The sequence below is a fragment of the Chroococcidiopsis cubana SAG 39.79 genome (genome assembly GCF_003991895.1).
In the GTDB taxonomy this organism is placed as follows: domain Bacteria; phylum Cyanobacteriota; class Cyanobacteriia; order Cyanobacteriales; family Chroococcidiopsidaceae; genus Chroococcidiopsis; species Chroococcidiopsis thermalis.
Map to the genome: position 1 here is coordinate 1 of NZ_RSCK01000177.1, position 6,110 is coordinate 6,110.

A 6,110-nucleotide genomic window follows, 5' to 3' on the forward strand; every position below is an offset into this window, starting at 1 on the left:
TTTTATATTTTTAGCTGGGTAGCTTGTTAACTCAGTACTGCTGAGTCATTTTGTCATTGGTTAGTCTAAACTCCAGTAACATCGGATCGATACCAGACTTCAACAAAGTTCCATTCACTCTTGGCTGGGTCGAGTGCGGGGGATGACATGGTATCGATTTTCTGCATTAATTTTCACCTCTTTTTGGCTGTATTATAGAGTAGTACAGGCTATAAATATGATGAAACAATTGTGAGCATCGAACAAGCTATCGTTGAGAATCTACGAGTCCTACCTTTAGAAAAGCAGCAGGAAGTTCTAGACTTTGTAGAATTTCTCAAGACTAAAAGCCGATTAAAAGTTACTCGTCGTAGTGTTAAAGGACTCTGTGCAGATTTAGGAATTCATATTACAGAAGAAGACATTGCCCAAGCACGGCAGGAAATGTGGAAAAGCTTTCCTAAAGAGGATTTTTAATGACCTCTGTAGTCGCAGATACGCACGCGATAATCTAGTATTTAGTGGAACCGGAGCGATTATCATCAAATGCTTTATTAGCTCTCGATCGAGCCACAAATACAGAGCAGTCTATTTGTATATCTGCTATCTCAGTTGTTGAAATATGTTACCTAGTAGAACGGGATAGATTACCAAAGCTTGTCCTTCAACGCTTGCTTAATGTTTGTGATGCTAGAGATGCAGTAGTTGTTAGCATACCGCTTAGCCGTGCCATTGCCGAAACTATCCATCAAATACCTCGTGATTCTGTACCAGATATGCCCGATCGAATTATCGCGGCAACAGCACTACATCTAAACTTACCCCTAGTCACCCGCGATCGCAAAATTCAGTCTTTAGAAGAAGTTCAAATAATTTGGTAGTTGTTAATGCTGATGGATAAGATTAGACAAAATTAACCTCAACATACCTTTGCCACATCTGCTTGTAAGCCTTTTCCATCTCTTGAGTAAACTGCTTGGCATTCCACAACGGTGAAGTCTGTCTTGATTGCCTTAATTTCCAAGCAACTTGTTGTCTTAGTACGGGATCTGTACCTAATTTCACACCCCACTCTACATATTCATCATCCGTCCAGGCAATACCTTCTGTTACTCCCACATTCATCATAAAAGTGTAGCTATTGCGGGCAGCAAATTGTTGCCCTACTTTTGTAACTAGAGGTATACCCATCCACAATGTTTCTAAAGTTGTGGTTGCACCGTTATAAGGATAGGTATCTAAAACAATATCTGCAATTCCCAAATTTGCTCGATGGACAAATTCGCTCGGATCTCTGGATAAAAATCTTAATCGCTCTGGGTTAACTCCTTCATCTTCTGCAATTTTATTGAAGAATTCCCGAATAGTATTTTCATCTGCCCTACCCTTAACTAAGAAATAGCTATTGGGAACTTGGCTGAGAATCTGTATTTGCAGGCGCACCGTGTCTGGATGGCGCTTATAGCCTGTTTGAGAACTTAAGTAGACTACAGCATCCGAAGGAATTTCTAAATGTTCGCGGCGTAGAGTCGGTACGCCAACTTCAAAGCCATCTACTGCTACATAAGTTTGAGGTAAGCGCCAAATTTTTTCACTGTAATAATCTTGGGCATTTTCTGGTAGTACGTAGGGATCGGCAATATAGTAATCTACTGCTGGCAGTCCAGACGCATCCCATCCTAACCATGTTACTTGTACAGGTGCGGGTTTAAGTGCAATGACTTGACAAGTTGTATCTAAAGTCAGGCTATCTAGATCGACTAGAATATCAATTTCATCTGCTTTGATTTGAGTAGCAGTCTTTTGTGGTTCAACTCCAAATGTATGAACGCAATCTACTTGCTTTTCAAACCATTGATAACCTTCAGCTTGCTGATAGATTAAATAAAGATTGGTTTGAAATGCTTCTCGATCGTAGTATTGAAACAACCAACGACTCAACCAACCAACTGAATGCCCTTTAAGAGTATGGGCAACGTAGCCAATTTTGAGTTTTTTAGTGGTTGTAATAGAATTAGTCCACCCTGTTTGAACAACAGGAGAACTCTTTGCTTGAAAATTGGTTTGAAAAATCTGAGCAATTTGATTCTGCAAAGGACGGTTTTCTTGCGGTCTATCTTCAATATAGGGCAAGAAAAAGTTAGCAGTTAAGATATGACTATCAATATTTAAGGAATCATCAGAGTCTTGTAGTAGCTTTGGAATTAAAGCTTTGTGGCGTTGGACAATGTTTTCTAAATCTAGCCAAGAACCTGCACTTAGTATGGCGCGAAGTAATATATAACTACCTTGAATCTGCCAGTATGGACTCTGGCAATTCTGAAAAAAATGTTTTGCTGTTTCTATTGCTTCTGAATGACACCCAGCTTTGGAATGAAAACAAGATAAATGCCTAAGCGCTTCTGGATGTTCTGAATTTAATCGCAAACACAACTGAGCTAAATCGGTAGCAAAATCTGGTCGATCTAATTGATGAGCCATTTTTACTGCAATTGGCATCACAGTATCAATGAAAGCCGCAGGTTGGTCTGTATAATGGGCAAGGCAAGCTTCTGCAAATGTTAAACTTGCTGGAATCGGATAGTCAACTAATTTTTTTAGTGTTTCGAGTAATATGTCGAAATCTATTTCGGCTGGTGAAGCTTGTTGAATTAATGTATTAACCTGCCAGTCGTTTAGATCTTGGGAAGTAATATTGTCTAAACCCAATCCTAGCTGAATTATATGGAGAATATTGTTAATATTGCTTGGAGCGATTTCTCGAATATGCTGTCGAATTAGCCAGCTCAGTTGCAAATTTTCTAACTCTAACTGACGCTGAGCTTCTGTATCCAGAATTTGGACGAGTTCTTCAGTCCATTGTTCGGTTTCTTCGTCGCTAGCTTCAGACATTGCTAACAACCAAGCTGTTTGGGCAGCTTCTTCTTGTTCTTGTAGTAGATAAGCTAAACCTAAATGCCAATAATGGCTAATAACTTCGGATTCCGTTTCAATTGCTCGTTCGTATAAACTAGCAAGTTGACTATATTTGCCTTGTGTTAGTAGATTGCTAGTTTGTGCCTGTAAATTGAGTGCAACAACCATATTTTATTGAGTGATAGCGAAAGCTTTACTTGCAAGATACAATTGCTATTTTAGTCTCGCTATATATGAAGTTGCAAATATGTAAAATAAGTTTGGAAAAATAGATAATTATCGTCCGAGTTCTACGTTAGTGCCACAAGCATTAGTGCCAGGACGACCAGATGTAGGTAATGAGGTAATGTTTCCTGCTGCGGCAGATTCGCAGATAATACCAGAAATAATTTGTTTTTGATTCCCATCGGCATATCTTTCAACTACGCCAACGTAACCTTTAAGCATTGTATCGGATGCGGTTGCATTTACCGTACCAAGTGAGATGTTACCGGAAATAATGTAGGTGTAGTTAGCTGTCGAACTAGGTAAGCCAATAGATAGTTCACTCATAGCATTGGCAAAAGTACCTTGAGCTAACCAATGAGTAGATTGAGCGGCGTTGATATGAGCAATACTCGATTTTGCTTCAGCTTGTTTGGCTTTGGAAACTTCATTTAAGATAGTCTTCATCCCAACTGCTGATAGAATTCCGAGGATGATGATAACGACCATTAACTCAACGAGAGTGAATCCATTGCTATGATTTCGCGAACGTAATTTTATGTATTGATAGGTCAATATTAGCTGAGGTTTCATAGTATCTTAAGAAAGATGATTGCTTGTTTGAATTAATAGTATATAGAGCAAGAAAATATTCTTAAAGGCAAGGGTAACTCTTCATTGAGTTACCCTTACAATGCACAATACAATTAGCAATTAGCCGAGAATAACTTACTTAATTGGTGTAAAGTTAGCATCACATGCGGCGGCTGTTGCTAATGTGCTTGCTGCTGAGTCAAGAGTTGGATAGGTAGGAGCAGTAGTTCCAGCAACATTAGCTTCACACGCAACAGTTGCGATCACGCTGTTGCTGTTAGCATCTTTGAAAAATGCATTGCCACCTTGATATCCTTTCATAGCACTGTTAGCTGCTACTGCCTCAATCCCAGCTGTGTCCCCGACTCCCACTACATTATATGTATAGTTGGCAGTAAGAGTTGGTAGTCCCAAAGCCAGGGTACTCATGTCTCCAGCAAAGCTGTTGTTAGTGTTTCTATGCAAAGCTTGAGCGTTGTTAACTTGGCTAATTGTGGTCTTAGCTTCTGCTTGCTTAGCTTTAGCAGTTTGGTTCAGGAAGTTGGGTAGAGCGATTGCTGCTAGAACACCGATAATGATGACGACAACCAACAATTCAATTAAGGTGAAGCCTTCGTTATTGTCTTTCTTTTTGCCGAGTAAGAATTGGAGGTATTTAACTTTTAGTTCAGATTTCATGATTCCGTTTCCTTTAGGGGTGAAGTGTGTGGCTCATTGCCTTGTTACAAGTAACTTACCCTCGTCTAAATCGGATCATGTCACCTAGTTTCAAAATTCAGTAGCTACACATAGTTTGCGCGGATAAGGTGAAAACTTCATATTGTTTTAATATAAGTTGGTTGTAGATTGCGTGAATTTTACGTAGTTCTCGATCCCTCTAACCTTACCAATCATTGGGAGCGAGATCGTTCAGGGCGGGTTTGACAAGATATTTTTTGAGAAGTAGAGATTTCGGGTGAACCCGCCCGTACATCAATGCCTTATGGAGAGCGATCGCCCTTTGGTAAAAGTAGAAATGCGATCGCCTGTTGGTGAAGTAGAAATGCGATCGCCTGTTGAGGAAGGAAGATGCGCGATCGCTTATAAGATCTGTGTGTACAATGTCCGTAGATAAATTACAATTTTGCTCGAAGCTGAGCTGAGTAATCGCTATGTCAGACAAAGCTAGAACAAAAGATAAAAGAGTGGATTTAAGGTTGACTCAAGAACAAAAGGAGTTATTGGAGCGAGCAGCTGCCCTTAAAGGTATTTCTGTAAGTGCATATACTTTATTTCACGTTCTGCCAGCTGCTAAACAAGATCTAGATTCTCATGAAAGGCTAATCTTATCCAATCGTGATAGAAATTTGTTTATATCAGCGATGGAAAATCCACCCGAACTCAAAGGAAAGCTGAAATCTGCGATCGCTCAATATAGAGCAAAATATGGAGAGTGATAGCGAGAGGCGATGGGAATTTCTGCCAATAGATAAGAGGTATCAAAGAGATTCCTTTGATTGCGGTTATCCCGTGTTAAACGAATATTTGAAAAAATATGCCCGACAAAATCATTTGAAGGGAATAGCTAAAACTTTTGTGGCAATTCCTACGTCTGGAGAACTGAAAGTAGATGGCTACTACACGATCGGCTCCAGTATCATAGAATATGAATCTGTGCCAAATGAGTTCAAGCGGCAAATACCTGCCGATCCGATTCCCGCTGTGTTGATAGGTAAGTTAGCTGTAGATAGAGCGGTGCAAGGACAAGGTTTGGGTAGAGAACTTTTAGTAAATGCCTTATTCCGTGCCGTGCGAGCCTCTCAGGAAATAGGCATATATGCAGTGAGAGTTGATGCCATAGATTTGACAGCAAAGGCATTTTATCTGAAGCATGAGTTTATTCCCTTTCAAGATAACGAGCGATCGCTCTTTTTACCAATAGAGACTATTTTGAGGGGGTTTGATTGAGAAGAGAAAGTGGGCGAATTGAATTCTAAACAGGCAAAACCCGACAAGCGCGGGTTTCAAATGCGATCTCCCTTTGGTAAAAGTAGAAATGCGATCGCTTTAAACCTAACTCATTAGAATATGCTTAGGGTGTTAGATAGGAGAGCAAGATGCATACATCTATCCTCGATTGCGTGGTCGAGCAACTGAAAGATATGCCTGAGAATTTACAGCAGCAAGTACTTGAATATGCGCGTGCTTTGGTAGGCTCAAAAATTCAAGGTGTTCCAGGTCAACAATTACTGCGTTTTGCAGATACAATACCAACAGACGATATTCAGTTGATGCGCGAAGCAATTGAACAAGGGTGCGAGCAGGTTGACACCAGTGAGTGGTAAATACCTGCTGGATACTAATAGAGCAATTCCTAGTCTACTGAGGTACGATTAATAGTAATGTTGTGTATTCTGCCCAGATAAAAATGAAGGCAT

The 6,110-nt window shown here is 40.1% G+C and carries 10 protein-coding genes; 6 read left to right on the plus strand and 4 right to left on the minus strand.

Going from position 1 to position 6,110, the window contains the following annotated elements; genetic code table 11:
* Positions 1 to 114 precede the first annotated feature (114 nt).
* On the minus strand, positions 115 to 177 hold the full coding sequence (locus tag DSM107010_RS43435) for a hypothetical protein (RefSeq protein WP_373425499.1): 63 nt from the start codon (positions 175 to 177) through the stop codon (positions 115 to 117).
* Positions 178 to 231: 54 nt separating this feature from the next.
* On the opposite strand from DSM107010_RS43435, the gene DSM107010_RS36225 reads away from it, so the two are divergent.
* Together DSM107010_RS36225 and DSM107010_RS36230 are read left to right on the plus strand one after the other, a co-directional pair.
* The gene (locus tag DSM107010_RS36225) at positions 232 to 456 is read left to right on the plus strand and encodes a DUF2281 domain-containing protein (protein WP_106169322.1); all 225 of its coding nucleotides are present in this window, start codon (positions 232 to 234) and stop codon (positions 454 to 456) included.
* Positions 457 to 500: 44 nt separating this feature from the next.
* Entirely contained in the window at positions 501 to 860 is a 360-nt protein-coding gene (locus DSM107010_RS36230) for a type II toxin-antitoxin system VapC family toxin (RefSeq protein WP_199756009.1), read from the plus strand.
* A 22-nt stretch (positions 861 to 882) separates the two neighbouring features.
* Here DSM107010_RS36230 and DSM107010_RS36235 read toward each other — a convergent pair whose 3' ends face one another.
* The 3 genes from DSM107010_RS36235 to DSM107010_RS42655 all read right to left on the minus strand — a co-directional run bounded on the left by DSM107010_RS36235 (position 883) and on the right by DSM107010_RS42655 (position 4,371).
* Positions 883 to 3,063, minus strand: coding sequence for an O-linked N-acetylglucosamine transferase, SPINDLY family protein (locus DSM107010_RS36235; protein WP_106169321.1), 2,181 nt, complete (start codon positions 3,061 to 3,063; stop codon positions 883 to 885).
* A gap of 108 nt (positions 3,064 to 3,171) precedes the next feature.
* Complete coding sequence (locus DSM107010_RS36240) at positions 3,172 to 3,693, minus strand: type IV pilin-like G/H family protein (RefSeq protein ID WP_106169320.1); 522 nt, start codon at positions 3,691 to 3,693, stop codon at positions 3,172 to 3,174.
* 135 nt (positions 3,694 to 3,828) lie between these two features.
* On the minus strand, positions 3,829 to 4,371 hold the full coding sequence (locus tag DSM107010_RS42655) for a type IV pilin protein (RefSeq protein ID WP_106169319.1): 543 nt from the start codon (positions 4,369 to 4,371) through the stop codon (positions 3,829 to 3,831).
* Positions 4,372 to 4,648: 277 nt separating this feature from the next.
* Between DSM107010_RS42655 and DSM107010_RS39130 the strand changes: the two genes are divergently transcribed.
* From DSM107010_RS39130 to DSM107010_RS36260, 4 genes are all read left to right on the plus strand, one after another.
* Positions 4,649 to 4,807, plus strand: coding sequence for a hypothetical protein (locus tag DSM107010_RS39130; RefSeq protein ID WP_158631963.1), 159 nt, complete (start codon positions 4,649 to 4,651; stop codon positions 4,805 to 4,807).
* Between the two features lie 37 nt (positions 4,808 to 4,844).
* Entirely contained in the window at positions 4,845 to 5,129 is a 285-nt protein-coding gene (locus DSM107010_RS36250) for a type II toxin-antitoxin system TacA family antitoxin (RefSeq protein WP_015154320.1), read from the plus strand.
* Positions 5,119 to 5,640 carry a GNAT family N-acetyltransferase gene (locus DSM107010_RS36255; RefSeq protein WP_106169318.1) on the plus strand — a complete coding sequence of 174 codons (522 nt, stop codon included), beginning with the start codon at positions 5,119 to 5,121 and terminating at the stop codon, positions 5,638 to 5,640. Before DSM107010_RS36250 ends, DSM107010_RS36255 begins: the two co-directional genes overlap by 11 nt.
* 149 nt (positions 5,641 to 5,789) lie before the next feature.
* Positions 5,790 to 6,017 carry a hypothetical protein gene (locus DSM107010_RS36260; protein WP_015154318.1) on the plus strand — a complete coding sequence of 76 codons (228 nt, stop codon included), beginning with the start codon at positions 5,790 to 5,792 and terminating at the stop codon, positions 6,015 to 6,017.
* Positions 6,018 to 6,110 lie beyond the last annotated feature (93 nt).